The sequence below is a fragment of the Streptomyces sp. GL_140 genome (assembly GCF_057834465.1).
Window position 1 is genome coordinate 1894155 of record NZ_CM174404.1, and the last position, 24475, is coordinate 1918629.

21 protein-coding genes are annotated in these 24475 nt (G+C 72.8%); 7 read left to right on the forward strand and 14 right to left on the reverse strand.

Going from position 1 to position 24475, the window contains the following annotated elements; all coding sequences use genetic code 11:
• Positions 1 to 94: 94 nt before the first annotated feature.
• From AC3IYJ_RS08840 to AC3IYJ_RS08855, 4 genes are all read left to right on the forward strand, one after another.
• Complete coding sequence (locus AC3IYJ_RS08840) at positions 95 to 1393, forward strand: exo-beta-N-acetylmuramidase NamZ family protein (protein ID WP_489400768.1); 1299 nt, start codon at positions 95 to 97, stop codon at positions 1391 to 1393.
• A gap of 66 nt (positions 1394 to 1459) precedes the next feature.
• Entirely contained in the window at positions 1460 to 2881 is a 1422-nt protein-coding gene (locus AC3IYJ_RS08845; RefSeq protein ID WP_489400769.1) for a serine-threonine protein kinase, read from the forward strand.
• 153 nt (positions 2882 to 3034) lie between these two features.
• Entirely contained in the window at positions 3035 to 3625 is a 591-nt protein-coding gene (locus tag AC3IYJ_RS08850) for a hypothetical protein (protein ID WP_489400770.1), read from the forward strand.
• 232 nt (positions 3626 to 3857) lie between these two features.
• On the forward strand, positions 3858 to 4484 hold the full coding sequence (locus AC3IYJ_RS08855) for a 3-keto-5-aminohexanoate cleavage protein (protein ID WP_489400771.1): 627 nt from the start codon (positions 3858 to 3860) through the stop codon (positions 4482 to 4484).
• A gap of 99 nt (positions 4485 to 4583) precedes the next feature.
• Here AC3IYJ_RS08855 and AC3IYJ_RS08860 read toward each other — a convergent pair whose 3' ends face one another.
• The 3 genes from AC3IYJ_RS08860 to soxR all read right to left on the reverse strand — a co-directional run bounded on the left by AC3IYJ_RS08860 (position 4584) and on the right by soxR (position 6941).
• A complete protein-coding gene (locus AC3IYJ_RS08860) occupies positions 4584 to 6164 on the reverse strand; it encodes an IS1182 family transposase (RefSeq protein ID WP_489396696.1) in 1581 nt (526 codons plus the stop codon).
• Positions 6165 to 6227: 63 nt separating this feature from the next.
• Positions 6228 to 6482: a hypothetical protein gene (locus AC3IYJ_RS08865; RefSeq protein WP_489400772.1), complete on the reverse strand. Its 255-nt coding sequence runs from the start codon at positions 6480 to 6482 to the stop codon at positions 6228 to 6230.
• Between the two features lie 15 nt (positions 6483 to 6497).
• Positions 6498 to 6941 carry a redox-sensitive transcriptional activator SoxR gene (soxR, locus tag AC3IYJ_RS08870; protein ID WP_489400773.1) on the reverse strand — a complete coding sequence of 148 codons (444 nt, stop codon included), beginning with the start codon at positions 6939 to 6941 and terminating at the stop codon, positions 6498 to 6500.
• A 120-nt stretch (positions 6942 to 7061) separates the two neighbouring features.
• Between soxR and AC3IYJ_RS08875 the strand changes: the two genes are divergently transcribed.
• Complete coding sequence (locus AC3IYJ_RS08875; protein WP_489400774.1) at positions 7062 to 7523, forward strand: MaoC family dehydratase; 462 nt, start codon at positions 7062 to 7064, stop codon at positions 7521 to 7523.
• Between the two features lie 24 nt (positions 7524 to 7547).
• On the opposite strand, the gene AC3IYJ_RS08880 is transcribed toward AC3IYJ_RS08875, so the two are convergent.
• The 3 genes from AC3IYJ_RS08880 to AC3IYJ_RS08890 form a co-directional block, all read right to left on the reverse strand.
• Positions 7548 to 8219, reverse strand: a complete 672-nt coding sequence (locus AC3IYJ_RS08880; protein WP_489400775.1) for a TetR/AcrR family transcriptional regulator — start codon at positions 8217 to 8219, stop codon at positions 7548 to 7550.
• Positions 8220 to 8301: 82 nt separating this feature from the next.
• On the reverse strand, positions 8302 to 8613 hold the full coding sequence (locus AC3IYJ_RS08885; RefSeq protein ID WP_489400776.1) for a YiaA/YiaB family inner membrane protein: 312 nt from the start codon (positions 8611 to 8613) through the stop codon (positions 8302 to 8304).
• Between the two features lie 186 nt (positions 8614 to 8799).
• Positions 8800 to 9951 (reverse strand): acyl-CoA dehydrogenase family protein, encoded by a 1152-nt coding sequence (locus tag AC3IYJ_RS08890; RefSeq protein WP_489400777.1) that lies wholly within the window; start codon positions 9949 to 9951, stop codon positions 8800 to 8802.
• Positions 9952 to 10056: 105 nt separating this feature from the next.
• On the opposite strand from AC3IYJ_RS08890, the gene AC3IYJ_RS08895 reads away from it, so the two are divergent.
• Complete coding sequence (locus tag AC3IYJ_RS08895; RefSeq protein ID WP_371615141.1) at positions 10057 to 10704, forward strand: TetR/AcrR family transcriptional regulator; 648 nt, start codon at positions 10057 to 10059, stop codon at positions 10702 to 10704.
• 22 nt (positions 10705 to 10726) lie between these two features.
• Here the strand turns inward: AC3IYJ_RS08895 and AC3IYJ_RS08900 are convergent, their stop codons facing one another.
• The 8 genes from AC3IYJ_RS08900 to AC3IYJ_RS08935 form a co-directional block, all read right to left on the reverse strand.
• Positions 10727 to 11806 carry a Zn-dependent alcohol dehydrogenase gene (locus AC3IYJ_RS08900; RefSeq protein ID WP_489400778.1) on the reverse strand — a complete coding sequence of 360 codons (1080 nt, stop codon included), beginning with the start codon at positions 11804 to 11806 and terminating at the stop codon, positions 10727 to 10729.
• Positions 11807 to 11874: 68 nt separating this feature from the next.
• Positions 11875 to 13287 (reverse strand): aldehyde dehydrogenase family protein, encoded by a 1413-nt coding sequence (locus AC3IYJ_RS08905; protein ID WP_489400779.1) that lies wholly within the window; start codon positions 13285 to 13287, stop codon positions 11875 to 11877.
• A gap of 101 nt (positions 13288 to 13388) precedes the next feature.
• Positions 13389 to 14813, reverse strand: coding sequence for a CitMHS family transporter (locus AC3IYJ_RS08910; RefSeq protein ID WP_489400780.1), 1425 nt, complete (start codon positions 14811 to 14813; stop codon positions 13389 to 13391).
• A gap of 73 nt (positions 14814 to 14886) precedes the next feature.
• Entirely contained in the window at positions 14887 to 17109 is a 2223-nt protein-coding gene (locus tag AC3IYJ_RS08915) for a molybdopterin oxidoreductase family protein (protein ID WP_489400781.1), read from the reverse strand.
• A gap of 206 nt (positions 17110 to 17315) precedes the next feature.
• The gene (locus tag AC3IYJ_RS08920) at positions 17316 to 17936 is read right to left on the reverse strand and encodes a TetR/AcrR family transcriptional regulator (protein ID WP_489402745.1); all 621 of its coding nucleotides are present in this window, start codon (positions 17934 to 17936) and stop codon (positions 17316 to 17318) included.
• Positions 17937 to 17984: 48 nt separating this feature from the next.
• Positions 17985 to 19286, reverse strand: coding sequence for a hypothetical protein (locus AC3IYJ_RS08925; protein ID WP_489400782.1), 1302 nt, complete (start codon positions 19284 to 19286; stop codon positions 17985 to 17987).
• Positions 19283 to 20164 (reverse strand): cupredoxin domain-containing protein, encoded by an 882-nt coding sequence (locus AC3IYJ_RS08930; RefSeq protein ID WP_489402746.1) that lies wholly within the window; start codon positions 20162 to 20164, stop codon positions 19283 to 19285. The genes AC3IYJ_RS08925 and AC3IYJ_RS08930 overlap by 4 nt, the downstream gene beginning before the upstream one ends.
• A 26-nt stretch (positions 20165 to 20190) precedes the next feature.
• Positions 20191 to 22353 carry a right-handed parallel beta-helix repeat-containing protein gene (locus AC3IYJ_RS08935; RefSeq protein ID WP_489400783.1) on the reverse strand — a complete coding sequence of 721 codons (2163 nt, stop codon included), beginning with the start codon at positions 22351 to 22353 and terminating at the stop codon, positions 20191 to 20193.
• A gap of 757 nt (positions 22354 to 23110) precedes the next feature.
• On the opposite strand from AC3IYJ_RS08935, the gene hmgA reads away from it, so the two are divergent.
• The gene (hmgA, locus tag AC3IYJ_RS08940) at positions 23111 to 24436 is read left to right on the forward strand and encodes a homogentisate 1,2-dioxygenase (RefSeq protein ID WP_489400784.1); all 1326 of its coding nucleotides are present in this window, start codon (positions 23111 to 23113) and stop codon (positions 24434 to 24436) included.
• Positions 24437 to 24475: the final 39 nt, after the last annotated feature.

Here is a 24475-nt window from a genome sequence, read left to right on the forward strand (position 1 = left end):
GACAGCCACCTCGCGGCCGGCGCGCTTCGGATCACCGGCAGACTAACCAGTCGGTATGTCGGGGCGGAAGGGGTCGGCGCCCTAGTTTGGCGCGATGACGCTGTCGCGACGTGGGTTGCTCGGTCTGGCCGGAGCTGCGGGAAGCCTGGGCGCCGTGGGGGCCGCCGGAAGTACTGCGGGGGCCGCCGGGAGCGCCGCGGGCTCCGGCCCGGCACCGGCCGCTGCCGCCGACCTGCCCCCCGACCGGGTGCGGACCGGCTTCGAGTGCCTCGCCGCCGACGGGTACGCCGCCCTGGCCGGTCAGCGGGTCGGGGTGGTCACCAACCCCACCGGGATCACCGCGGACGCCCGCCACCTGGTCGACGTCCTGGACGCCGACGAACGCGTGCGCCTGGTCGCGGTGTTCGGCCCCGAGCACGGCTTCCGCGGTACGGCGCAGGCGGGCGATTCGGAGGGGGCCGGGCGGGATCCGGCGACCGGGCTGCCCGTCCACGACACGTACGACAAGAGCGGGCAGCAGCTCGCGGACGTCTTCACGGCGGCCGGGATCGACACCGTGGTCTTCGACATCCAGGACGTCGGGGCCCGCTTCTACACCTACATCTGGACCCTCTACGACTGCATGCGCGCGGCCGCCCTCGCAGGCAAGGCGGTGGTGGTGCTGGACCGGCCCAACCCGGTCGGCGGCCGACGAGCGGCCGGGCCCGTCCTGCAGCGCCCGTACGCGAGCTTCGTGGGCCGGGAGCCGATCGCGCTCGCGCACGGGATGACGGCGGGCGAGCTGGCCGGGCTCTTCGCGGGCGAGTTCCTGGGCCCGGGAGCCGCCGAGCCGAAGGTGGTCCGGATGACGGGGTGGCGGCGGGAGTCGTTCTTCGACGCGACCGGGCTGCCCTGGGTGCCGCCCAGCCCGAACATGCCGACCCCGGGCACGGCCCTCGCGTACGCCGGCACCTGCCTGTTCGAGGGGACGAACCTGTCGGAGGGGCGCGGCACCACCACCCCCTTCGAGCTGATCGGCGCGCAGGGAATCGACCGGCGCTGGGCGCAGGCCGCGAACGCGCTGGAACTGCCGGGCGTGTGGTTCCGGGAGGCGTATTTCACGCCGTCCTTCTCCAAGCACGCGGGGAAGGTCTGCGGCGGGGTCCGGATGATCGTGCACGACCGGGAGGCCTTCGACCCGGTACGGGCCGGCATCGGGCTGCTGGTCACGGCGAAGCGGACATGGAGCGGCTTCGCGTGGCGGACGGACCAGTGGATCGACCGGCTCACGGGCTCCGACCGGGTCCGGCGGATGATCGACGCGGGAGCCGGGGTGGAGGAGGTCGCCGGCGACTGGGCGGCGGGCCTGGCGGGATTCGCGGCGGTGCGGGAGAAGTACCTGCTCTATCCGTGAGCCGGTGCGTCCCGGGGTATGGCCGGGTCGGCGTCCCCGCAGGATGCTGTCGGACAGGGACACGGCGTGGAGGGGGACGTCATGGTGGACATCGGCGGACTGGCGGCGCAGACGGCGGGGATCGGGGTCCACCCGTACCTGGAGCTGACCTTCGACTCCGAGGGCGACGCGGCCCCGGGCACGCGTGAGGCACTCTTCGGGATCGAGGCCACCGACCTGCTGGTCTTCGCCCACGGATGGAACTCCGAGAGGTCCACCGCGATCCGGCTCTTCGACCGGTTCTACGCCCCCTTCGCGGATCTGGTGGGGAGCGGGGTGCGGCTGGGGTACGTGGGGGTCGTGTGGCCCTCGATCCGGTTCGCGGACGAGCCGATCCCCGACTTCGACGCACGGAACGCCCGCGGGCTGCTCGGAGCCGACGGGCTGCTCGGCGGGCCCGGTGCATCCGCCGCGCCGGGGCTGCTCGCGGAGCCGGGCCACGGGGCGGCCCTGGACCCGGCCACCCGGCAGGCGCTCGGCGCGTTCTGGCCCGGCCGGGCCGCGGAGCTGGACCGAATCGCCGAACTCCTTGAGGAACGCCCGGCGCAGGAGGGCGCGTTCGCCGAGTTCGGGGCGCTGGTCCGGGAGCTGGCCGGGGTGGACGGGGTGGGCGCGGGCGACGATCTGGCGGCGGCCTTCACCCCCCGCGAGGTCCCCGCCTTCCTCAGCGAAGACGTGCTCCAGGTGTGCCGGAGCTTCACCGAGGCCCTGATCGAGGCGGGCGCCACGCTCCCCAGGGAATCCTCCGGCGGCTGCGCGGGCGAGGGCTTCTCGGTCGGCGGCGGGATGCGGACGCTGTGGAACGGCGCCAAGGAGGTGCTGCGCCAGGCCACGTACTACCAGATGAAGGCACGGGCCGGAGTGGTCGGCGAGCACGGCCTCGGCCCGGTCCTGGCGGAACTGGCCGGCCGCCGCCCGGCCCTGCGGATCCACCTCATCGGCCACAGCTTCGGCGGCCGGGTGGTGTCCTTCGCGTTGCGCGCACTGCCGACCGGGGCCCGCAACGTGAAATCCCTGACGCTCCTCCAAGGAGCCTTCTCCCACTACGCGTTCGCCGAGAGTCTGCCCCACGACCGGGACCGCCGCGGCGCCCTGCACGGACTGCAGGGCCGGGTCGACGGCCCGGTGGCGGCCTGCCACTCCCCCTACGACTCGGCGCTCAAGGTCTTCTACCCGCTGGCCTCCCGGATGGCGGGCGATTCAGCCGGTCTCATGGGATTCGACGACCGGTGGGGCGCCATCGGGCACGACGGGGTGCAGGCGGTGCCCGGCACACCGCGGCTGACCCTCGACGCGGCCCTGCGCGGCGGCCTCCCGACGACGGGCTGCGTCAGCGTCGACGCCGGTTCCGTGGTGCGCAGCGGCGGGGCCCCTTCGGGGGCGCACAGCGACATCTGCCACGAGGAACTGGCCCGGCTGGTGGTCGTCGCGGGGCGCATGGGGCGCTGAGTTCCGGCCACGTGCCACCCGCACGCCTCGACCGCCCCCGCATGCGCCCGCACCGGGCCGGGCATGTTGGGCAAAACGGCCCGGCGCTTGTAAGTGACACCGTGCGGCGGGCGCGGCGCTCGGTGCTGGGCGCTCGGCGGAGGTGAAGGTGTGATGGCGGGATTCCGGAGTCTGGCCTACCAGGTGCGCGATGCGCGCAACGACCGTGCCCTGCGGCGCCATTCGCTGCGCCGCTGCCTGGAGCGGTTCGCCCCCTACGGGCACCGCGCGACCTGGTGGCACCTGTGCGACCGGCACGGGATCGGCCCCGAGGACCGGGGGGCCGATCCGCTGCGGCTGGTGGCCGCGCTGGAGGAGCTGGAGGAGGCGCGGGCGGTCTGGCTGGAGTACGAGCGCCAGTTCGCGGAGCGGCGCCGGCGCGAGAAGCACGACGGGCTGCGGCGGCCGGAGTGGGCCTGGGGCGGGAGCGGGGACGCGGTGGTGCGGTGCGCCGATCCGGGGGTCCGGCCGCAGGGGGCGCTGGGCGAGGTGCTGCGGCGGCTGGTGGCGGCGCTGGAGTCGGAGCCGGGCACGGTCTGCCCGGTGTGCGGGGCGCGGGAACTGCACTGGCCGGTGCCGGCGGCGTCCGGCGTCGCGGTGTGGGCGTGGGACGGCCCGGTGTGCGCGGGCTGCGGAATCGTGGTCCCCAGACCGGCCCTGGCCGACTCGGCCCCGGCCGGGCCGGGCCTGGCGGGCGCGGCGTGAGACCGACGGGGCAGGACCCTGGACAGGGGCAGGGGCAGGGCCAAGGCCAGGGGCGGTCCGTGCCCACGCTGCTGGTGTCGCTGAACGGCTCCCGGGGGGCCGCCGACGGGGCGGCCGTGCCGGTGTCCCCCGGCGACCTGGTGGAATCGGCGCTGGGGGCGGTGGCCGCGGGGGCCGGGGAGGTACTGGCGCATCCGCGCACCCCGTGCGGTCGCGAGAGCCTCTCCCCCGGGTGGTGGGACCGCTGCTGGCGGCCCTGCGGGACGCGGGCATCGGGTCGGAGCACCGGATCGGCGGCGGGGCGGGATCCGGAGCGGCCGGGGCTGCGGGATCCGGGGTCGGTGTGCCGCTCTGCGTGCTCGCCAGTGTCGCCGCCGAGCCGGATCCGGCGGGGCGGCTGGAGCGGGTGCGGTCCTGGACGGTGCTGCCGGACCGGGCGGTGGTGCGTTTCGCGGAGCCCGGGGCCCGGGAGCTGGCCGAGGCCCTGCTGGAGCGCGGGGTCGCGGTCGACGCGGAGGTTCCGGTGAGCGGGGCTCCGGAGCCGCTGGCCCGGTTCCTGGCCTGGCCTGGCCGGGACCACGCGCGGGTCCGGCTGACCGCCGAACTGGCCTTCGCCGACCCGGGGGCGCTCGTGGAACTGCTGCGGCGGCTGCCGCCCGTGCCGGTGCTGCTGTTCGGGCGGGAGGCGGCCTCCTGGCCCGTGCTGCGGCTGGCCGCGCGCTGCGGTACGGGCGCGCGGACCGGCGTAGGCGATGTGCTGCACCTTCCGGACGGCCGGGCGGCGCGGTCGAACGCGGAGCTGGTCGCGGCGGCGGAGCTTGCCCGGCAGGCCGCCGGGCGGCCCGGATCCGGCCCGTGACGGCTTCGCCGGGCGGACTCCGGCGGACGGACTTGGCTAGAAGGTTGCTGAAGATCTTGTTGTGGGGCTGTCCGGCCGTGGGCCGGGCGGCCCCTTTCGCTATGTGGTGGCTGGGGCGAGACGCCAGGTGTGGCCGGTCCGGGTGAGTCCGAGGTTGATCAGTCGGCGGAGGTTGAGGACGGCGGCGCGGTGGTGGAGCCAGATGCTGTTGGCGATGACGCCCCGGTGCGGGACTCGTCGGTTGCCTTTGCCGACGAGCCAGGCGATGGCGCGTTCGACCGGTGGCCGCCATCGGCGGTATTCGTTCTGCCAGGCCGGGTCGGTGGCCGCCTGTGCTCGGGCCGCGGCCAGCAGCTCGTGCTGGGGATGGACGTTCACGGTGCGTCCGGTCTTGGAGGCTGTGCAGCGTTCCCGCAGGGGGCAGTCGGTGCAGCCGCGCTTGAACTGGGCGGTGCGGGCGCCGTCCGCTTTGACCCGCCCGAGGTTGGCGGTGTGTCCCGCGGGGCAGGTCGCGGTGCCGGCCGCCTGGTCGATGTGGAAGTCGTCGATGGTGAAGCCGCCGGGGACGGCCCGCCGCATCGGCGGCGGCTTGATCACCAGAGTGTGGCCGGCGGCCTGCAGCTGCTCGCGCAGTTCACCGGTGCCGTAGGCGCAATCGCCGAGCACGGTTAACCCGTCGTTTTCCCCCTCCAGCAGATCGGCGGCGACGGAGGCCTCGTGATTGCCGGGACCATAGCCGCCGGTCAGGGCGACCGCGGTGAACAGCCCGGTCTCCGGCTCGAAGGACACATGCCCTTTGAAGCCGTCCTGGTGGCGGGTGCGGTTCTTGTGGATGTGACGGGCGTCGGGATCGACGGTCGATACGATCCGGTCCGGCGCTGTGCGCTTCGCGATGCGCCAGCGGCCGTCGCGGCCGTCGGAATCCTCGGCAGGCTCGACGTCCTGGCCAGCGACCAGGGCCAGCAGGCCCACCGCGTTCGCTGCCTTCTCGCCCAGTTCCTCCTCGGGCAGGTGCCCGAGGAGGTTGAAGGCGTCGGTCACCAGCGCGTCGACCAGCGCGGCGCGGGCCGCCTCATCGTTCCAGGCGATCTTCGGCTTGCCCGGATCGGTGTAGTCGTGCGCCGAGCACCACGCCGCGGCCGTCTCCTGGCCGCCGGGGACCTCGCGGATCACCCGGCGGATCGCGGAGATGATCTGGGTGACGGTGTCCTGGGTGGCCACCGCGTCATCGAGCACGGTGGAGTCCAGCGCCCGTCGCTGCTTTCCCTTGAGTACGCCGGTCGCGGCCACGACCTCTTTGACCGTGGTGAAGATCCGCATCGGATCGGCCGAAGTACGCAGACGGCGCCGAAAGTACGTCAGCAGCGACGGATCGAAGGCCATGTCATACAGGCCAAGCCCGCAGGCGGCCTTCCACCGCAGGTCACACCGCAGTTCCTGAACGGCCTCAAAGTCCGACAACCCCTGCAGACTCTGCAGCACCACCGTCGCGGCCAGCACCTGCGGCGGCAGACTCGGACGGCCGTTGGACGAGGGATACATGTCGGCGAAGGTCCCCGCCGGGAACAGTGCCTCGCGATGCTCGGCCAAGAATGCGAACACACTCCCCGCCGGGATCAACTCCCGGCAGGTCTCCCACACATCCGGCCCGACCGTCTCCCCGGCCCATTCCCCCTGCATGCCTACAAGACTGGCCCCGACTCGACCGAGCCGGGGCCAGAACCCGAGATTTTCAGCAACCTTCTAGACGGACTCGCCGGTGAGGCACGCGTGGCACAGGCATCGGTCCGGGTGCGGGCCGGACGGCGCGATCTCCGCCCGGTACTGGCGCGCATAGATCACGGTGCCCCGGTCGCCTCCCGGCCCCCAGTGCACACGGGCGACGTACACCTTCGCCCCGCCCTTGAAGCTCTTCGTCCCCGGGCGCAGTTCCTGGCCGCCCGCTCCACGCCGACGCCAGGCCACGACGTTCGCCGCCACCATCCAGACCGGTTCCACTCGGGACCAGACCTCCTAGAGCCGGGAGCCGGTGAGGCGTTCACCGAAGACGTCGTCCGGGTTGGACAGGGCGCAGTTCTCCAGGGAGAGGCAGCCGCAGCCGATGCAGTCGGTCAAATGGTCGCGCAGGCGGCTCAGTTGGCTGATGCGGTGGTCGAGCTCGGCGCGCCAGCTCTCGGAGAGGCGGGCCCAGTCCTCGCGGGTGGGGGTGCGGCCCTCGGGGAGCCGGGCGAGCGCGTCGCGGATGCTGGCGAGGGGGATCCCGACGCGCTGGGCCGCGCGTACGAAGGCCACGCGCCGCAGGGCGTCGCGGCTGTAGCGGCGCTGGTTCCCGGCCGTGCGGCGGCTGGTGATCAGGCCCTTGGTCTCGTAGAAGTGCAGTGCGGAGACGGCGGCGCCGCTGCGGGCGGACAGCTGGCCGACGGTGAGCTCGTGGACTTTTTCGGGAATCTGCGGCACACCGCCGAGGGTAGTCGGCCGGACCGACATCGGCCGGTGAACCCGTCGTTGACAGATACATACGACCCCAGCATGCTGAGCTGCTGAGCAAGCGCTTATTCGTCAGGGAGAGGTACGGGTATGTCCGAACCGAGGATCTTCACGTCCGCCGAGGAGCTGACCGCCGGGATCGGCGAGCCGCTCGGCCCCAGCGACTGGCTGGAGGTGGACCAGAAGCGGATCGACCTCTTCGCGGACGCCACCGGCGACCACCAGTGGATCCACGTGGATCCCGTGCGGGCGGCGGACGGGCCCTTCGGTTCCACCATCGCGCACGGGTACCTCACGCTGTCGCTGCTGCCGAGCCTGGTGCCGCAGATCATGCGGGTCGAGGGCATGAAGATGGGCATCAACTACGGCGTGAACAAGGTGCGTTTCCCCGCGCCCGTACCCGTCGGCTCGCGACTGCGCGCGACGGCGCTGATCACGGAGGTCGTGGAGGCGGGCGGCGGCGTACAGGTGGCGGCGACCGTCACGGTCGAGCGCGAGGGCGCCGAGAAGCCGGTGTGCGTGGCGGAGTCGGTCTCCCGCTACTACTTCTGAGCCGGTACTACTCACGAGCCGGTACTACTTCCAAGCCGTGCCGGATCCGGGAGTCTCGGGGGTACCGGGGGTCCCGGGCCGGGCGGCCACCATGCGGAGCACGAGGCCGGAGTAGAGCGCGCCGACCTCGTCGGGCGTGCGGCGGCCTTCGGTGCTGAACCAGCGGGCGACGTCGATGCAGAGCGAGAGGACGGCGAGGGTGGTGCCGGGGACGTCGGGGACGTCGAACTCCCCCGCGGCGACCCCGTCGGAGAGGATGCGGCGGATCGCGGCGTCGCTCTGCCGGCGCAGTGCCACGATTTCGGAACGGTGCTCCGGACCGAGAGCATCGAGCTCGTACTGGACCACGCGCGCGGTGGTGTGGTGGGCCGCGTGCCAGCGCACGAAGGCCCGTACGGCCACGTCGAGCCGCTCGGCGGCGGTTCCCGGGCCGGCGGCGGCGCTGTCCAGGATCTCCAGGGCCTTGTCGTGGCCGATCCGGCTGATCCGGTGGAGCAACTCTTCCTTGGTCTTGTAGTGGATGTAGAGCGCGGCCGGGCTCATGCCGGCCCGTCCGGCGATGTCGCGCGTGGTGGTGGCGTGGTACCCGCGCTCCGCGAAGGCCTCGACGGCGGCGATGAGCAGCCGCCGCGCGGCGTCGGGGGTGACCTCCGACCACGGCCGGTAGCCGTCGACCGTCTCCTGCACGCCGTCCATAGCCGTCTCACCCTCTTCGTGCTGCCCTGCAGTGCCCTTGCCCTGATGGGAAAGGACAGCTTACCGGAGGGTGAGCAAGCGCTTAGGCCGGACCGCCGGGCGCCTTCGGCTTGGGGGCGTAGGGGTCGTACTCCGCCATCATCTTCTCCATGCGGGCCTGGTCGACCCGGCTGACGATCTGCGTGACCTCCTGCCGGTCACGGACCACCTTGGCGAGGGTGAAGGCCGAGGTGGTGAGGTACAGGACCGCGATGCCGAGGAAGGCGCGGACCCAGCCGTCGGCGTTCATGTTGTAGATCCCCAGCGCCACGGCGCCGATGGCGATCCCGAAGGAGGCGACGGCCTGGCCGTAGTAAGCCCCCGTGTTCTGCTGCTTGACCGGTGTCTCGTTCATGGGTCCAGCGTGGCCCGGCGCGGTCCGCGTCACATCCGCGCTCGTACTCACGCACGTACTCATCCTGCTCCGGGCGGAGTTGGAGACCGCGTCCTGGACGGCCCGCTGGTCCTGCAGCTCGGGCAGGGATCCGTGGCCGCGCCGTACAACGGCCCTTCGCGCTTCCCCACCGGGACCACTGCGGGGTCAGAAGGCGGAAACTCCCGTGCGGGCGCGGCCGATCAGGAGCTTCTGGATCTGACTGGTGCCCTCGTACAGGGTCATCACGCGGGCGTCGCGCAGCAGTTTGCCCGCCGGGTACTCGTCGATGTAGCCGTAACCGCCGTGCACCTGGAGGGCGTTGCTCGCGGCGCGGACGGCGGCCTCGGAGGCGAAGAGCTTGGCCGTGGAGGACTCGGTGGCGAAGGGCTGCCCCCGGTCGATCAGGTCGGCGACCCGCCAGGTCAGCAGCCGGGCCGCGTCCACGTCGACGGAGATGTCGGCGATCAGCTCCTGGACCAGCTGGTGGTGGGCGATGGGCTTGCCGAACTGCTCGCGCTGGGCGGCGTAGGAGACGGCCGCGTCCAGGGCGGCCTGGGCGATGCCGACGCAGCCTGCGGCCACCGACATCCGGCCCTTGGCGAGGGCCGACATGGCCACGGAGAAGCCCTTGCCCTCGGGGCCCAGCATCGCGGAGGCGGGCACGCGGACCCCGTCGAGGGCGAGTTCGGCGGTGGCCTGGCCGCGCAGTCCGAGCTTGCCGTGGATCTCGCGCCGGGTCAGGCCGGGGCTGTCGGCGGGGACGAGGAAGGCGGAGATACCGCGGTGGCCGGGCTCGTCGTCGGTCCGGGCGAAGAGCAGCACCACGTCGGCCCAGGTGCCGTTGGTGATGAACATCTTGCTGCCGCTGATCAGGTACGAGTCCCCCTCGCGCGTGGCGCGGGTGGTGAGGTTCCCGGCGTCGGAGCCGGTGCCGGGCTCGGTGAGGCCGAAGCAGCCGAGCGCCTCGCCGGCGCACAGCCGGGGCAGCCAGGCCCGCTTCTGCTCCTCGCTCCCCCAGGAGGCGATGGTCTTGGCGACCAGGCCCAGGGAGACGGAGACGATGCCGCGGACGGCGGAGTCGCCGCGGCCGAGCTCCTCGGTGACCAGGACGTAGGAGAGGTGGTCGCCGCCGGAGCCGCCGTACTCCTCGGGAACGGTCAGGCCGAGGAAGCCGACGGAGCCGAGCTTCTTGACGACGGCCCGGTCCACGCTCTCGGCGCGGTCCCACTCGGCGGCGTACGGGGCGATCTCACGCTCGGTGAACGCGCGGGCGAGATCGCGGACGGCGGACTGCTCCGCGCTGAGCTCCAGATTCACCGGGCACCTCCGGTCGGACTGCGAGGTCGCAGCTTCGGCGCGGGGTCAACCCGGAGGTTAACTAGCACCGGTAGTTTATGGCGGGCAGGCCCTACTATGTGGCGCATGGCCAGACCGCGCAAGCCCCTCCTCAGCAGAGACCGCATCGTCGAGGCGGCGGGTGCGCTGGTGGACGCGGAGGGCCTGGAGGCCGTCTCGACGCGGCGGCTGGCGGCGGCTCTGGGAGTCAGCGGACCCTCCCTCTACAACCATTTCCGCACCAAGGACGAGATCCTGGACGCGGTCGCGGACGCGGTGAGCGCGCGGGTCGACCTGTCGATGTTCGAGCCCGGGGACGGACGGGAGTGGCGGGTCGCGCTGCACGACTGGGCGCACTCGTACCGGGCCGCCCTGTCCGACCATCCGAACATCGTCCCGGTGCTGGCGCGCGGCCCGGGACGCCGGCCGGCCGGGCTGCGGGTGGCGGACGCCGTCTTCGGCTCGATGACCGCCGCGGGCTGGCCCCCGGCGCAGGCGACCCGGATCGGCGCGCTGATGCGGTACTTCATCCTGGGCTCGGCGGTGGCCTCGTTCGCCCGGGGTTTCGTGGACGACCGCACGGCGTACGACCCCTCGGACTACCCGCACCTGGGCCAGGCCCACCTCCTGGCGAAACGGCAGCAGGAAGTGGACGAGGGCGCCTTCGAAACGGGCCTGGCCGCCCTGCTGGACGGCCTGGCCCTCCAGTACGCGGCCCTGGCGCAGACCCCGTAGCCACTCCGGGCGGGCGCCGGGGTCAGAAGACGACCAGCGACCGGCCGCCCTTGCCCTCCAGCATCGCGTCGAAGGCGGCCGGGATGCCGTCGAGGGTGATGCGGTCGGTGACCATGGCTCCGAGGTCGAGCCGGCCGGCCCGGACGTGGGCGGCGATCACCGGCAGGTCGCGGGCGGGGTCGCTGTTGCCGTAGACGCAGCCGGTGAGGGTGCGGGCGAAGTGGAAGATCTCCAGCGCGTGGAAGGAGACCTGCTGCTCCTTGCCGCCGATGCCCACGACCGTCGTACGGCCGCCACGGCGGGTGGACTCCCAGGCGCCGCGGATGGTCTCGGCGCGGCCCACGCACTCGATGGCGACGTCCGCGCCGTGCCCGCCGGTCAGCGCGCGGATCTGCTTGGCGGTGGTGTCGGAGGCGAGCACGAACTCCGTGGCGCCGGCTGCCCGCGCCAGTTCCTCCTTGGCCGGGGAGACGTCCACGGCCACGATCGGACCCGTCGTGGCGATCCGGGCCGCCTGGAGCGCGGCGAGTCCCACCCCGCCGACTCCGAAGACGGCCACCGATTCGCCGGGGCGGACCTGGGCACTGTGGTGGACGGCTCCGTAGCCGGTGAGGACGGCACACCCGAGCAGGGCCGCCTCGGTGAGCGGGATCCCTTCGGGGGCGGGCAGTACGCAGTTGGCCGCGACGACCGTCTCCTCGGCGAAGGCGGCCACGTTCAGCCCGGGGTGCAGCTCGGTGCCCTGGGCGTCGTGGGCGTGGACGTTGCCGACCCCGGCGAGGGCCTTGGCGCAGAGCCAGACCTCACCGATCGAGCAGTGGTGGCACTCCCCGCAGGACGGGGCCCAGTTGAGCACGACCCCGTCGCCCGGGGCGACATGGGTGACCCCTTCGCCGACGGCGAGCACCGTGCCCGCGCCCTCGTGGCCGAGGACGGCGGGTACGGGTACCCGCATGGTGCCGTTGGTGAGGGAGAGGTCGGAGTGGCAGACCCCGGCTGCGGCGAGCCGCACCCGGACCTGCCCGGGGCCGGGATCGGGCAGCACGATGTCCCGGATCTCCAGCGGTGCTCCGACGGCGGGCAGGACGGCGGCGCGGACCATGATCGATGTCTCCGTGATCGCGGGGGCTGGGACTGGGGCTGGGCTGGACTGCGGCTGGGCTGGGCCGGCTAGAACTGCAGGGACTTGGTCTGGAGGTACTCGGCGAGGCCGTGCGGGCCCAGCTCGCGGCCCACGCCCGACTGCTTGTACCCGCCGAAGGGCGCGAGCGGGTTGAAGCGGCCGCCGTTGATGTCCACCTGGCCGGTGTCCATCCGGCGGGCGAAGGCCACCGCCGTCTCCTCGTCCGCGGCCCAGACGGCTCCGCCCAGCCCGTACACGGTGCCGTTCGCGATGGCCAGGGCCTCGTCCTGGTCCTCGTAGGAGAGGATCGACAGCACCGGGCCGAAGATCTCCTCCTGCGCGATGGTCATCCGGGGCGTGACGTCGGCGAACACGGTCGGGGCGATGAAGTACCCCTGTCCGTGCGGCGCCTCGGGCCCGCCCGCGACGAGGCGAGCGCCTTCCTCCACGCCCTTGGCGATGAACCCGCGCACCCGGTCGCGCTGCTTGGCGTTGATCACCGGGCCCAGGCGGGTGCCCGGGTCGCGGGGGTCGCCGGAGGGGTACTTGGCGACGGCGGCGGCCGCGAGGGAGACGGCCTCCTCGTACTGGTCCCGGTGGACGAGCATGCGGGTGAGCGCGTTGCAGCTCTGGCCGGAGTTGTTCATGACGTGGCCCACGCCCGTCGCGACGGCCTTGGCCAGGTCGGCTCCGGGCAGGATGACGTTGGCCGATTTGCCGCCCAGCTCGAGGGCGACCCGCTTGACGGCGGCGCCGGCCGTGGCACCGATCTGCCTGCCGACGGCGGTGGATCCGGTGAAGGAGACGAGGTCGACTCCCTCGTGCGCGGCCAGGGCCTGGCCGGCGACCGGGCCGGTGCCGGTCACCAGGTTGAAGACCCCGGCCGGGATCCCCGCCTCGTGCACGGCTTCGGCGAAGAGCTGTGCGGTCAGCGGGGTGTCCTCGGCCGGCTTGAGGACGAGGGTGCAGCCGGCGGCGAGAGCGGGTGCCACCTTGGCAACGATCTGGTGCAGCGGGTAGTTCCAGGGCGTGATCGCGCCGACCACACCGACCGGCTCCAGCAGCACGGTCGAGTTCCCGAGCCGCTCCTCGAAGGCGTACGTGGCCCCGAGCTCGGCGAACGAGGAGGCCACCGCGACCGGCGCCCCGACGTGGACCATCTCCGAGAAGCCCAGCGGGGAGCCGAGCTCGGCGGTGATGGTCTCGGCGAACTCGCCCTTGCGGGAGACCAGCACGTCGCGCAGGGCTCCGATCAGGGCCGCCCGCTCGGCCGGAGCCGTGGCCGCCCAGGACGGGAAGGCCGCACGTGCCGCACGTACGGCCGCGTCCACGTCCTCGGCCGTACCGGCCGGGACCGAGGCGATGACCTGCTCGTCCGCCGGGTTGAGGACCTCGATGCGGTCGCGCCCTACGGCGTCGCGCCACTCGCCGCCTATGTACATCCCGTCGTGGGCCTTCATGACATTCCTCCCGAGCACGCGCGAGTGCATGGACCTGTAGACGTCGCCAACACCCTACAAACTAGCGCCGGTAGTTTTGCGGGCGCCAGGGGCGGACGGGGTCAGATGATGCCGAAAAGCATCCCTGCCCCGAGGACCACCAGTGAGGTCAGAGCCGCCCATTTCACGGTGAAACGGGTGTGGTCGCCGAACTCCACCTTGGCCATGCCGACGAGGACGTAGACGGCCGGAACCAGCGGGCTCGACATGTGCAGGGCCTGGCCGACCAGGGAGGCCCGGGCGATCTCGAGCGGGGACACCCCGTGCGCGGCGCCGGCCTCGGCGAGGACGGGCAGGACGCCGAAGTAGAAGCCGTCGTTGGACATGAAGTAGGTGAGCGGGAGGCTGAGCAGGCCGGTGACCAGGGCCATGTGCGGGCCCATGCCCTCGGGGATGGCGCCGACCAGCCAGTCGGCCATGTGCTTGACCATGCCCGTGCCGGAGAGGACACCGGTGAAGACGGCGGCGGCGAAGACCATGCCCGCGACGTTCAGGACGTTGTCGGCGTGGGCGGCGATCCGGGCCTTCTGGTCCGGCATGTGCGGGTAGTTCACGGTGAGGGCGAGGGCGGCGCCGAGGAGGAAGAGCACCGGGATGGGGAGCAGTTCCATGATCATGGCGGCGAGCAGGGCGACGGTGAGGCCCGCGTTGAACCAGTAGAGACGGGGGCGCAGGGTCGCGCGGTGCGGGTCGAGGCCCTGGAAACCGTCTTCGTCGGGGGCGGGAACGGATCCGGTGGCGGCGGGGGTGGAGGGGCCCGAGGGGGCAGACGGGTCGACCGGCGTACGGGTACCTCCGGCGGCGGCGACCGCGACCACGGCGAGCTCCTCGGCCGCTTCCTCCGTCTGCCGCGCGTCGCCGGGGAGCGACAGCGTGCCGAGCCGGCGGCGCTCCTTGAGGCCGAGGACGTAGGAGAGGGCGAAGACGAAGACCAGGCCCGTCGCGAGTGCGGGGATCATCGGGACGAAGATGTCGGCGGCGTCGAGCTTGAGTGCGGTGGCGGCGCGGGCGGTGGGGCCGCCCCAGGGCAGGGTGTTCATGACCCCGTTGGCGGTGGCCGCGACCCCGGTCATCACCACCAGGCTCATGCCGAGCCGCTTGTAGAGCGGGTACATCGCGGAGACGGTGATCATGAAGGTGGTCGACCCGTCCCCGTCGAGCGAGACGATCGCGGCGAGGACCGCCGTGCCGACCACGACGCGCATCGGGTCGGCCTTGCAGAAGCGCAGGATGCCGCGCACGATCGGATCGAAGAGGCCGACGTCGATCATGACGCCGAAGTAGACGATGGCGAACATCAGCATGGCGGCGGTCGGCGCGAGCTTGCCGACCCCGTCGATGACGTAGCCGCCGAGCTGCGCGCCCTGTCCGGCGAACACGCAGAAGAGCGCGGGGATGAGGACGAGCGCCGCGATGGGCGACATTTTCTTCAGCATGATCAGGACGAGGAAAGTCGCGATCATGGCGAAGCCGAGGAAGGTCAGCATGGGGGGAACCTAGGTGCCTCCTCCGGGGCCCAACAAGACGTCCACGCGTGAGCAATACGAGCAAAACCCCAGCTCAGGGGATGGGTGTCAGTTCGACGGGGAAACCGTTGAGCACGGCCGTGCCGGAGAGCGGGTCGAGCCGGGTGCCGTCGAGGAGCTGGTTGACGTTGGCGCCGGGGGTCGCCGAGGCCACCGAGAGGCGGGTTCCGGAGCGGTCGTGGCCCCAGCCGTGCGGGAGGCTGACGACCCCGGCGCGGACCGAGTCGGTGACCTCTACGGGGACCTCCAGGCTGCCGCCGTCCGCGGTGATCCGGGCCAGGCCGCCGTCGGCGAGGCCGAGGCGGGCCGCGTCGTCCGGGTGGACCTGGAGGGTGCAGCGGTTGGAACCTCCGGTGAGGGCCGGGACGTTGTGCAACCAGCTGTTGTTGGACCGCAGGTGGCGGCGGCCCACGAGCACCAGGGTGGCGGGGCGGTCGGCGAGCGCCGCGCGCAGCCTGGGGAGCTCGGCCGCGATCGGCTCCGGCAGCAGCTCGATCCTGCCGCTGCGCGTCTTGAGCAGCCCCGGGAGCCGGGGCCGCAGCGGCCCGAGATCGATCCCGTGCGGCTGCGCCCGCAGCCGCTCCAGTCCCAGGCCGGGTTCTGCTCCGAAGCGGTCACCGTACGGGCCGAGTCGGAGCATCAGGTCGAGGCGGCGCTCGGGTCCACTGTCGCCGGCCAGGAGCCCAGCGAGGCGCGCGGGGTCCTGACCGTGCAGCGGGGAGTGCGGGTCGGCGACCTCCCGGGCGAGGGTGCTCTGGATCGCCAGGTCGTCCACGGCCGCCGGGGCGGCCCCGTGCATGCCGGAGACGGCCAGGACCAGGCGCGCGTGGATCTCGCACTCGCCCATCCGCCCGTCCTCCAGCGGGACGGCGGGCGGCGAGTAGCGGACCTGGTTGCGGATGGCGAAGGCGTTGAAGGCGAAGTCGAAGTGGGCGCTCTGCGCGGGCGGCGGCGGGGGCAGGACCACGTGCGCGTGGCGTGAGGTCTCGTTCAGGTACGGGTCGACGCTGACCATGAAGTCGAGCCCGGCCAGGGCCGCGTCGAGGCGCCGGCCGTCGGGGGCGGACAGCACGGGGTTCGCCGCAATCGAGACAAGGGCGCGGATGCGCCCCTCCCCCGGGGTGTCGATCTCCTCCGCCAGCGCGGCCATGGGGAATTCGGCCTTGGCCTCGGGGTGGCCGCTGACCCGGCTGTGCCAGCGGCCGAGGCCGAAGCCCTTGCCGGGTCCGGCCGGCCGGGGTGCGCGGTCGGTCGCGGAAAGCGGGAACAGGGCGCCGCCCGGCCGGTCGAGGTTGCCGGTCAGGATGTTCAGCACGTCGACCAGCCAGCTGGCCGGCGTGCCGTACTCCACGGTACTGCTGCCGATCCGCCCGTAGACGGCGGCGGTCGGCGCGGCCGCGAGGGCGCGGGCGAGGTCGCGGATCTCGTCGGCCGGGAGGTCGCAGGCGGGGGCAACGGCCTCAGGAGTGAAACTACCGAGGGCCTCGGCGAGTTCCCCGAGTCCCAGGACGTGTTCCGCGAGCGCGCCGGGCTCGGCCGACTTCTCGGCGAGCAGGGTGTGGGCGAGGGCGGCGAGGAGCAGCGCGTCGCTGCCGGGCCGGGGCGCGAGGTGGCGGTCGGCGAGCTTGGCGGTGCGGGTGCGGCGCGGGTCGACGACGACCAGGGTCCCGCCGCGGGCGCGCAGCGCCTTGAGCCGGCCTGGGAAGTCGGGGGCGGTGCACAGGGAGCCGTTCGACTCGACCGGGTTGGCCCCGACGAGCAGCAGGAAGTCGGTGCGGTCGAGGTCGGGGACCGGGATGGCGAAGGGGTCGCCGAAGAGCAGCCCGCTGGAGACGTGCTTGGGCATCTGGTCGAGGGTGCTGGCGGTGAAGAGGTTGCGGGTGCCGAGGGCTTTGAGGAGCAGCGGCGGGTAGAGGTGGCCCGCCATGGTGTGGGTGTTCGGGTTGCCGAGGACGACTCCGACGGACTGGGCCCCGTACTCCCGCACGAGCGCGGGAACGGCCGCGGCGATCGCCTCGTAGGCCTCCTCCCAGGTGGCCTCCACGAGTCGGCCGTCGCGCCGGACCAGGGGGCTTCTCAGCCGGTCGGGGTCGGCGTCGAGGGCTCCGAAGGCGGCTCCCTTGGGGCAGATGAAACCGCGGCTGAACACGTCGTCGCGGTCACCGCGGGCGCCGGTGACGGTGGTGCCCTCGATGGTGAGGGTGAGGCCGCAAGTGGCTTCACAGAGGGGGCAGATGCGCAGGGCGGTGCGGGGCATGGGCCCTCCCAGGGGCTGCAGGCTGCGGCACGGGTGCGCGGGCCGTTCGGCACGCGGGCGGGCACCGAGCATACCGACCGGTAGGGACGGTGGGGAGGGGTCCCCGGCATCGGAACGACGCGGGAGAGCGGGGGCCGCCGGGATGTCGGGCGGCCGGGTGGCCGGATGGCCGGATGGCCCGGGGAAAGCGTCGGCGAGCGGGGCCGTCAGTCCAGGACGCGGGCCAGGTAGGCATGCATCATCGCGCGGGTCTCGGCGACGATGTCGGGGTCACCGTCGGGGTTGTTGCGGAAGGCCAGCTGGATCAGGGCGTCGGTGGCTTCGACCGCGACCAGGACGGCCCGTTGCAGGACGGGGTCCGGGGTGAGGTCCAGGTGGGCGCCGAGGAGTTCGGTGAGGCGCACGGCGACCTGGTGGTTGGGGTCGGAGGCCGGACCCTCGGACGGTGGCGCCGGAATCCCGAAGTCGACGAGGGCGAAGCCGGGAACGCTGCGCTTCATCACGAGGTACTCGTCCAGCACCGCGTCCACGACCGGCCGCCAGGCGGTGGCGGGGAGCTGTGCGAGCCGCTCCTCGATGCCGTCGGCGTAGCGGTCGAGGTTGCGGTGGGCGAGGGCGATGGCCATGGCCCGCTTGTTGCCGAAGAACCGGTAGACCGAGCCGATGGGCACGCCGGCACGCAGGGCGACGGCCCGGGTGCTGAGGTTCTCGTACCCGGTCTCGTCGAGGAGTTCGGCGCAGGCGTCGAGGATCCGGGCGAGCCGGTCGGCGCTGCGCTGCTGGATCGGCGTACGGCGCAAGGAGTGGGCTGGGGGCACGGGGTCCATCATGCCGCTCCTGGTCGTCCGGCTCGGCGGCGGTGTCGGTAGGGGCCTTCAGTTCAGGAGCAGGCTGAGGCCGCCGACCGTGTACGTGATCATCAGCGCAAGCATCGGCAGCTGCCCTGCCACGGCTTTCGCGGGTGGGAAGAGGCGTACGGAACGGTCGTGCGCGGCGATCACACCGAGCACGTGGCCGGTGACCACGGCGATGACCTGAAGGGCGGCGAGGCCGCCCGGACCCAGTGGTGGCAAGGGTTCCGGAGCGTTGTCAGTGCCGAGTGCCACGATTACCGTACGTGGCCCTTCGGTTACCAGGAGGGAGAAGTAGTGGGCGACGAGATAGCCGAGCGCGATCGGTACGAGTGAGTGCGCGTAGGCGGTCAGCGGGCCGGGGTGCGGGCCGCAGACGAGGCGGGTGACCGCCGCGCAGAGGCAGTAGAGGGCGGCGACGAGGGCGATGGACCCGAGGAGTCCGAGAGTGGCCGCGGGGGTGCGGCCGAGGGGGGAGGTCTGGATCGCGTTGATCCAGGAGGGGCTGTCGGAGAAGCCGTCGTAGGCGGTGGATCCGAGCAGGACGCAGACAGTGGCGACGAGGCCGGGCCGCTCGGGCGTCGCGTCGAGTCCGTGGAAGGGGTTACGCAGAACCAGGCGGCCGTCGCTGCGGCGGCCGAGGGGGGAGAGCCCGGCCAGGAGGGCCGAGTACGCCTCGAAGGCGTCCGCGTCGGCGAACCAGCGCTCGCCGAAGCGGGCGGCGAAGAGGAGCTGGAGGGTGGCGTAGCCGGTCAGGGCGATCAGGAGGGTGGTGGTGGAGGCGGGATCGGGAGAGACCAGTTCGAGCCAGGTGAAGGCGAACAGCCCGGCAGCGGCGGGCCACTGCCCGAGCCGGGCGGGAAGCGGGCGGGGCGCCGGGTGCCACAGGCGGGAGAGCAGCCGGTGCAGGGATCGGAGCGGGCTGAGGAGGCGCCAGGCGGGGCCGAAGAGGAGGGAGGCGGGGACGAGACCGACCCAGAGGAGGACGTAGACGGCGCCGGGAGCGGGGTTGCGGGCGGGGTCGTCGGGACCGAGGAGGAGGTACAGGAGGACGGCGAGCGCGCCGGCGAGGCCGAGGCCGCGCAGGACGGTGCGGGTGGCCGGCGCGTCGGCCACCCGCTGGATCCGGGCGGGCAGGGCGATGCCGGAGCGGTCGCCGCGGAAGCGGGAGGCCGACCAGAGGAGACCGAGTGCGAGGAAGGAGACGAAGAGCGCGGTGAAGGCGCCGGCGAACGCGTAGAAGGGAGAGATGGGCAGATCGTGCTGGGAGCCGATGCCGTGCGCGAGCACGGTGAGCGGATCGGCTGAACGCAGGACTGCGGTCATCGGACGAGGAGTTGGGTCAGGACGAGGTCGGACTCGTGGGTCTCGACCTCGAAGAGGCCGGTGCGGTCGGCCGTCAGGATCAGGGTGGCCTCCTGGCCTGCCGGCAGGGCGAGTTCCTTGTCGAAGCCGTGGACGTGCAGGGTGTCCGCGCGGTCGCTGGTGACGCGCAGGGCAACGCGTTCGCCGCGCGCCACCTCGACGCGGCCCGGGGCGGGGGTGACCTTGCCGCCCCGGACGGTGATGGTGACCGTACGGTCGGCCTGCGGCTGCGGGGACGCGGACGCGGGTGGGGGCGAGGCCGGGGGGTGGCTGTGTCCGGCCTGGCCCGGGGTCGCGGTGAGCTGGAGGGTGCCCTCGACCGGCTTGCCCGCGACGGCCCAGGCTGTGTGGTCGTCCGCGTAGAGGCGGACGGTCAGCGTGTGCGTGCCTTCGGGGACCTGTGCCGCCGGCAGGTGGAACCAAGGGCCGTACAGGCGGGCCAGTTTGCGGCCGTCCAGCTCCAGGTGCGCGTGCCCGGCACCCGGGAGGGCGGCGCCGCCGACGCTGTCGGGGGTGAAGCGGAAGTTCTTCACCGTCAGCTGGAGGTTCCAGCCGTCCTCGGAGTCCGGCCGGGCGGTGAGCTGGACCTCCGGCGCACCCTCGGCCGGGACCTCGCGGAGCCGGTGGCCCGCGCCGTCGTCGGCGGTGAGCAGGGTGCCCACGTTGCCGGAGGCCTGCTCGTGGCTGGTGCCGGGCTTGTGGTGGGTGGTGGCCCGCCCGCCGCAGCCCGCCACCGCGCCGCCGGCCAGGAGCACGGCCAGCGCGAGCAGTGCGGCGGTGCGGCCCGCCCGGCGGTTCCGGCGCGGCGGCGTGACGCAGCCGTCGCACCGGAACCGCATCTCGGGGCTCTCGCCCGGGGCGCCGCTCACTCCTGCTCCCCCGCGGCCGCGCCGGACCCCGGATCGGCCGGCGCCTGGGCCTCGGCCTGCGCGCTCCGGGCCGGGGCCGGTCCGGCCGGGACGGGGACGCGGTCTCCCGCCGGGTCTCCGCCCGAGCCGTCGGGGCGGGCCGGGGTACCGCCCGGCCGGGCGGAGGCGATGACGGCCCAGAGGATCCACACCACCGCGACGAGGCCCCGTATCCAGGCGGGGCTGAGCGGGATCCAGGGGATCATCAGGACGGCCTTGTCGAAGGCGTCGAGGAGGGTGAGCGCGCCCAGGAGCAGGGTCAGGCGGGCCAGCCAGGGCCGGGTGGGGCGCAGGGCGAGACCGATGCCGGTCCACCACAGGCCGAGGCAGAGCAGCGCCAGGGCGGGTACCGGGCCGGCGACCAGCCCCATGGTGGAACCCGCCACGTCCAGGACCAGGCCGGCGAGACCGAGCAGGGTGGCCGTGGTGGCCAGACGGGAGGAGCGCAGACGGCGCCACCACAGGAGGCCGCCGACCAGGAGCAGGACCACCGCGACGGCCAGGGCGATCTGGGTCTCCACCCGCTGGAGGCCCCGGGCTCCGTACCAGTCGCATCCGGCGGGGAGTTTGCGCGCCTGCACGTTGTAGTCGGCGCAGACGAGGAGCTGGGCCAGCTTCACCGGCTCGCCGGCCAGCCGGGCCGAGCCCCCGGAGACCGCGCCCCGGCTCTTGCCGCACTCCGGGAGCGTGCCCGGGGTGGAGCCGTCCGGGCCCTGCTGCCAGCAGTTGCCGCGGCCCTGGCCGTCCCACCACACGTCCATGCCGTTGGGGCGGGAGGCGCCGGACTTGTCCTTGCCGAGGATGTTGCCGGCGTAGCGGTTGTGGTGGGAGGTGTCCGCCTGCTTCTCCCAGGACTCCTCGCCGCGGATGAAGGCGGGCACGGCCGAGAGGAAGAAGCCCGCGCGCCGGTGCCCGTACACCCAGTTGTTCTCGTAGAGGTTCCAGTTGCCGCCGGCGGTGATGATGCCGGTGCCGGGGGGCATCGAGATCTGCGGGCAGACCACGCCCTGCTCGTAGCCGCGCTCGATCGGCGGTTTGGCGCAGGTGCCGTCGGCGACGAAGTGGTAGTAGTCGGCGTTGTTGTCGTGGATCAGGTTGCGCTCGAAGTGGGCGTGGTTCTGCGGGAGTCCGGGGTGTCCGGGGAAGGCGCTGTCCATCGAGGCGCCGCCCATGTTCTGGTCGAACTCGTTGTCGTGCACCCACACCGAGTCGCCCGCGGTGCCGGAGTAGCCGACCATGTTGTGGTGGCTGCGGCAGCCGGTGATCTCGATGGAGTAGCGGGGGACGTCGTAGCCGCGGCCGTCGTTGATGTTGGAGGCGCTGCCCGGGTAGATGCCGGAGTCACCGTTCCCGTAGGACTCGCAGTTCTTGTACAGCCCGTGGTCGCTGGCGAAGGTCAGGAAGCCGTACTCATCGTTCCAGCGGGTCAGGACGTCGTCGATGACGAAGCCGTCGCCCGCCAGCACGTACAGCGAGTTGAAGGTGGTGCGCTGCGCGGTGAAGTTGCGGAAGTAGATGCCGTTGGACTTGTCGGCGCGGATGGCGTTGAGCTTCTGGTACTTGGCGTCGATGACCACGTCCTGCCGGGAGGCTCCGGTGCCCTCGATCTGCAGGTTGGTCTTGCCGAGGATGGCGACGAGGTTCTGGTTGTGGCGGCAGGCCGCTTGCTGTTCGTAGCTCAGGATCTGGTAGCCGAGCGAGGAGTTGGGGGCCTTGAGCGAGGCGCACTCCCCGGTGGGCTTGGGGAGCGAGGGCTCCTCCTCGTAGAGGCCGGGAAGGATCGCGATGTTCATGCCCGGCCGGTCCACGGCGTCGACGGCGGCCTGGATGTCCCGGTAGCCGTTCTTCTCGCAGCGCTCGTAGAGGGCGAGGTTGCGCTGCTTGAGATCGTCCGGGTACGCGGATATCCGGCGCTCGAAGGCGGGCCGGTCCGTCTTGCAGACGATCAGGTCGGGCTCGCCGGCCCGGTACTGGGGTACGGAGCCGGTCCCGTCGGGGAGCTCGACGGGGCGTTCCTCGTGCGCGGCGGCGACGGGCGCGGAGACGAGGAGGGAGAGGAAGGCCAGGAGGGCGGCGAGGAGAGCCGCCGGCACGGCAGGAAACCTGCGGGTCCACGACATGCGCGTGAGAGTAGAGGATTGTTCATCTTTTTGGATCCCCTCATGCACGAATCGACCGCCGACGGGCCAAGTCGTAACCCGGCCCTTGCGTTCCACCGGGGTCGACCGGGGGCCGTACGGCCCAGTCGGGCCGCACCGCTGGGCCGCACCGACGGGCCGCACGGGGGCAGTTGGGGGGCGACTGGGCCCGGTTGAAGTCGGTTGGGCGTCAACTGCGGGTCGGTGGGGGCAACCGCCTCCCCCCGGGCCGGTGCCCCAAGGGGCGCGCCCGCCGCGCGCGGATGACGGGTCCCACGCCCGCCCCCGCCCCGGACAGCGGCAGAGACCGCGGACCGACGCGGCCATGGCGGCGCCGCGGCAACGACAACCGCAACCGCAACCGCAACCGCAACCGCAACGGCAACGGCAACCATGGACGGCATGCCGGGAATGCGCGCACTGCCCGACGTACCGCGCCGGGCCGCCCCGACCGCCCACGCCGCACCCCTCGCAACCCTCGCAACCCTCCCGCCCCCGACCACCGCACCGTCGGGCCGTCGGACCGACAGGCGGCAGGCGGCAGGCGGCAGGCGGCAGGCGGCAGGCGGCAGGCCATGAAGGGTCCCCCCTGGCCATCGGACTCCCGGTGACCGCGGAACCGGTCCGCCCGTCGCGATCCGGCCGTGTCGGCCGACCGGCCGGGATCTTCCCGTTGACGTGCCGCCGAAGGAATCCTACTGTCAGCCATAGGATTCCTTCGGTAGATCGGGAGCGTGCAATGAGCGGCGGCGGCAGCGAGCAGGCAAAGAAGACGGCGGAGGCTCTGGGCTACCTCACCGGCTTCGGCAACGAGCACAGCTCGGAGGCCGTGACCGGGGCGCTTCCGATCGGCCGGAATTCGCCCCAGCGCTCCCCCCTCGGCCTCTACGCCGAGCAGCTCAGCGGCAGCGCGTTCACCGAGCCCCGGTCCCACAACCGCCGCTCCTGGCTCTACCGGATCCGCCCCTCGGCCGCGCATCCGCCCTTCACCCGGACCGGCAACGGCGCCCTGCGCACCGGGCCCTTCACCGAGGCCCCGGCGGACCCCAACCGGCTCCGCTGGAACCCCCTGCCCGACCCGGCCCCCGGCACGGACTTCGTGGCCGGCCTCTGGACCCTGGGCGGCAATGGCGACGCCACCCAGCGCACCGGCATGGCCATCCACCTCTATTCCGCCAACTCCCCCATGACCGACCGGGTGTTCAGCGACTCCGACGGCGAGCTGCTGATCGTCCCCGAGCGCGGCGGCCTGCTGCTGCGCACCGAGTTCGGGCTGCTGAGCGCCCGCCCCGGCGAGATGGCCCTGATCCCGCGCGGGGTCCGCTTCCGCGTGGAGCTCCAGGACGAGACCGCCCGCGGCTACGTCTGCGAGAACTACGGCCGTCCCTTCGAGCTGCCCGACCTGGGCCCGATCGGCGCCAACGGTCTGGCCGCCGCGCGTGACTTCCGGGCGCCCGTGGCGGCGTACGAGGACCACGAGCGCCCGACCGAGGTGATCAACAAGTTCTGCGGCAACCTCTGGACCGCGACCTACGACCACTCGCCGCTCGACGTGGTCGCCTGGCACGGCACGCACGTCCCGTACGTCTACGACCTGCGCAGTTTCAACGTCCTGGGCTCCATCAGCTACGACCACCCCGACCCGTCGATCTTCACCGTGCTGACCTCTCCCTCCGACACCCCGGGGCTGGCGGGCGTGGACTTCGTGGTCTTCGCCCCGCGCTGGCTGGTCGGCGAGGACACCTTCCGCCCGCCGTACTTCCACCGGAACGTGATGAGCGAGTACATGGGCCTGATCGAGGGGGCCTACGACGCCAAGGCGGAAGGCTTCGTCCCCGGCGGCGGCTCACTCCACAACATGATGTCCGCGCACGGCCCCGACCGGGAGACCTTCGACCGGGCGAGCGCCGCCGAGCTGAAGCCGCAGAAGATCGACGACGGCCTGGCCTTCATGTTCGAGACCCGCTGGCCGATCACCGCCACCGCCCAGGCCGCCGGAGCGGACCACCTCCAGAGCGGATACGACGACGTCTGGGAGGGTCTCCAGCGTCACTTCCGCCCCTAACATCACCAGAACGCCGCACCGCCCCCACCCGTCGTACGG

Coding starts and splice junctions, on each gene's coding strand:
- AC3IYJ_RS08875 (WP_489400774.1), top strand. CDS start 7,062: ATGTCCGAACCGAGGATCTTCACGTCCGCCGAGGAGCTGACCGCCGGG.
- AC3IYJ_RS08930 (WP_489402746.1), bottom strand. CDS start 20,164: ATGCGGTTCCGGTGCGACGGCTGCGTCACGCCGCCGCGCCGGAACCGC.
- AC3IYJ_RS08860 (WP_489396696.1), bottom strand. CDS start 6,164: ATGCAGGGGGAATGGGCCGGGGAGACGGTCGGGCCGGATGTGTGGGAG.
- hmgA (WP_489400784.1), top strand. CDS start 23,111: ATGAGCGGCGGCGGCAGCGAGCAGGCAAAGAAGACGGCGGAGGCTCTG.
- AC3IYJ_RS08850 (WP_489400770.1), top strand. CDS start 3,035: ATGGCGGGATTCCGGAGTCTGGCCTACCAGGTGCGCGATGCGCGCAAC.
- AC3IYJ_RS08935 (WP_489400783.1), bottom strand. CDS start 22,353: ATGTCGTGGACCCGCAGGTTTCCTGCCGTGCCGGCGGCTCTCCTCGCC.
- AC3IYJ_RS08925 (WP_489400782.1), bottom strand. CDS start 19,286: ATGACCGCAGTCCTGCGTTCAGCCGATCCGCTCACCGTGCTCGCGCAC.
- AC3IYJ_RS08920 (WP_489402745.1), bottom strand. CDS start 17,936: ATGGACCCCGTGCCCCCAGCCCACTCCTTGCGCCGTACGCCGATCCAG.
- AC3IYJ_RS08910 (WP_489400780.1), bottom strand. CDS start 14,813: ATGCTGACCTTCCTCGGCTTCGCCATGATCGCGACTTTCCTCGTCCTG.
- AC3IYJ_RS08895 (WP_371615141.1), top strand. CDS start 10,057: ATGGCCAGACCGCGCAAGCCCCTCCTCAGCAGAGACCGCATCGTCGAG.
- AC3IYJ_RS08905 (WP_489400779.1), bottom strand. CDS start 13,287: ATGAAGGCCCACGACGGGATGTACATAGGCGGCGAGTGGCGCGACGCC.
- AC3IYJ_RS08915 (WP_489400781.1), bottom strand. CDS start 17,109: ATGCCCCGCACCGCCCTGCGCATCTGCCCCCTCTGTGAAGCCACTTGC.
- AC3IYJ_RS08885 (WP_489400776.1), bottom strand. CDS start 8,613: ATGAACGAGACACCGGTCAAGCAGCAGAACACGGGGGCTTACTACGGC.
- AC3IYJ_RS08900 (WP_489400778.1), bottom strand. CDS start 11,806: ATGGTCCGCGCCGCCGTCCTGCCCGCCGTCGGAGCACCGCTGGAGATC.
- AC3IYJ_RS08840 (WP_489400768.1), top strand. CDS start 95: ATGACGCTGTCGCGACGTGGGTTGCTCGGTCTGGCCGGAGCTGCGGGA.
- AC3IYJ_RS08880 (WP_489400775.1), bottom strand. CDS start 8,219: ATGGACGGCGTGCAGGAGACGGTCGACGGCTACCGGCCGTGGTCGGAG.